3 protein-coding genes are annotated in these 2,082 nt (G+C 57.7%); 1 reads left to right on the forward strand and 2 read right to left on the reverse strand.

All coding sequences use genetic code 11. From position 1 onward, the window contains the following. Positions 1 to 29 precede the first annotated feature (29 nt). Positions 30 to 233, reverse strand: coding sequence for a hypothetical protein (locus ACFFAR_RS31540; RefSeq protein ID WP_375509265.1), 204 nt, complete (start codon positions 231 to 233; stop codon positions 30 to 32). 113 nt (positions 234 to 346) lie between these two features. Between ACFFAR_RS31540 and ACFFAR_RS31545 the strand changes: the two genes are divergently transcribed. Beyond that, complete coding sequence (locus tag ACFFAR_RS31545; RefSeq protein ID WP_375509266.1) at positions 347 to 988, forward strand: FkbM family methyltransferase; 642 nt, start codon at positions 347 to 349, stop codon at positions 986 to 988. Here the strand turns inward: ACFFAR_RS31545 and ACFFAR_RS31550 are convergent. Continuing rightward, on the reverse strand, positions 957 to 2,082 hold a 1,126-nt coding region (locus ACFFAR_RS31550; RefSeq protein ID WP_375509267.1), incomplete at its 5' end, for a glycosyltransferase family 92 protein. The two genes, ACFFAR_RS31545 and ACFFAR_RS31550, sit on opposite strands and share 32 nt — an antisense overlap.

Genomic DNA, 2,082 nt, shown 5'->3' on the forward strand with positions numbered 1-2,082 from the left:
TCTAACTTGCAGTAAAAATGAAGCTTTTTTTACATGTCGAGCTTGTCGAGAAGAGCGAGCTGTACGTCAACCCGAAATCGGCTCTGGCCATGGGCTTGACGATTCCCCCAGCAGTCGTCAAGCGCGCAGCGACTGTCTTCTGACGCCTGCGCCATCTGAGCGCGGCGCCGCCGCATGATCATCCGCATCGACCAGGCCGGCGCAAGCTCACCATGGAAGAAGTTCGCGGTCACGCCCCCATCCCATCAAAAAAGTCGCTGCCGGTGATGAAGATACCGTCTGGGCCTATCAGTAGCGCGCCTACGGCGCCGACATCGTCCAGCGTCCCGGCACGACCGACGGTGATGTGTTCGCGGCCGTGTTCCACGGCGGAGACTATGCCGTGCCAAGCATCGCCGAGCCGATCCATACAATAGTCGATCTCGGAGCCAACACAGGCATGGCGGCGGTTTTTTTCGCATCGCGCTATCCTGAGGCGCGAATCATTGCGGTCGAGCCGGAGTTGCAGAATTATAAGGTTCTCTGCCGCAACACGCGGATGTTGCCCAACATCACACCGGTGCATGCGGCAATCTGGTCCGACGATACGTTGCTGGCGCTGCAGACCGTCGATGCAAGCGGCTTCAAAGTCCCAGATTGGGCTTATCAGACTTCTACCAGTTCCGACGGGCAGCAGGTTCAACGAGTCGAGGGCCTGAGCATGACGACGTTGATGGCTCGCTACTCACTCGAGACCATCGACCTCCTCAAGGTGGACGTCGAGGGTGCCGAACTTGAGCTGTTCGGCGGCAACGCTGCATCCTGGCTAACCGCAACCCGCAATGTGGTAGTTGAGACACACGAGCGGTTCCGCGCCGGAAGCGATGGGCAAGTGTCATCCGCCCTTGCGGCCTGCTTCACCGAGCACCCAATGAGCGGCGAAAACCGGGTATTTGTACGCACGTCTGCGCGGTGTCTCAACTCTGACCGGCTAACGCCGAAGGCCTAAGAAAGGGAATGCGCCCGTTAGGTCGGTTGCCTTGTTTCACGCCAATCGCGACGAAATGGATGAATGGCGGCCGTTCGTACTGGGACGCCTCCGGATACGTGAGAACATACCAAGTGGTGTCAAAGTAGGGGTTCGGATCGCGGTGTTCCGCAGCGCCCACAGTCCAGAAATGCATTATGGCGCTTAGCCCTGATGACGCCACGTCTGGATATCGAAGCGCATACCAGTCCGGGTCGACGACGAGCTCCCCCATACTTGCCTCGTAGCCGACGGGCTCGATCGACGATTGGATCGCCTTCCACTCCTGAGAGCTTTTCGGATAAGGATCCGGCACGGTCCGGGGCTCGTCAATGTGAGTCATTGCAGTGGGGATGCTCGCAAGCCGATCGAGACCGTCCGCCGTAGCGGACGCATGTCGTCGAGCCGTTTCATCCAACACCTCATTCTGATCATAAACGCTAAATTCATCTGCGGGACGAACCAGGTCGCGGTATCCACGCGCGATCTTTTTAGCCCATTGCTCTCGCGAGCGAGTGAAGTAGTGATTCACTTTGCAAATCGACATATCTGGAGTTTGAGGCGCGACGCCAGGGTGCGCCCACTTTTGCACTTCGCCGTTGCAAGCCAGGATGGGCCCGTCCATGCGAAAATAGTGCGAGTTGGTGATGTGACGCACGAGATGCGGACGCACAATGAGTTTGACATGTCGATTCGGCCCGAAATTGTCAGGCGCGCGATGTGTGAAGTTGTCGATCAGCAGTCCTGTTGGCGTTGCAATGTGCCCCGAAGACCCGAACATCGCCCAAGGGCACGCCACTGCGCTTGCCTGCGGTAAAGTGGCAAGAAAAGCCGGGATGGAGCCGTCGCGGACCGGAACCAGGAACTCGTCAACGTCGATAAAGGCGATCCAGTCGAAAACGTAGCGAAACGACCGGATGCAATGGTCGTAAGCTTCCCAGTGCGCGAATTTAGTGGGAATGTTCCAACGTATCACCGTCAACGGATAGAGCAGCGAGCATCGTGCAATGACGTCGCTTGTGCCGTCGACTGACATATTGTCGTATATGATGAAGTGGTTGACGCCAACAGCAGCG

The organism is uncultured Caballeronia sp., from assembly GCF_964243625.1.
GTDB lineage: Bacteria > Pseudomonadota > Gammaproteobacteria > Burkholderiales > Burkholderiaceae > Caballeronia.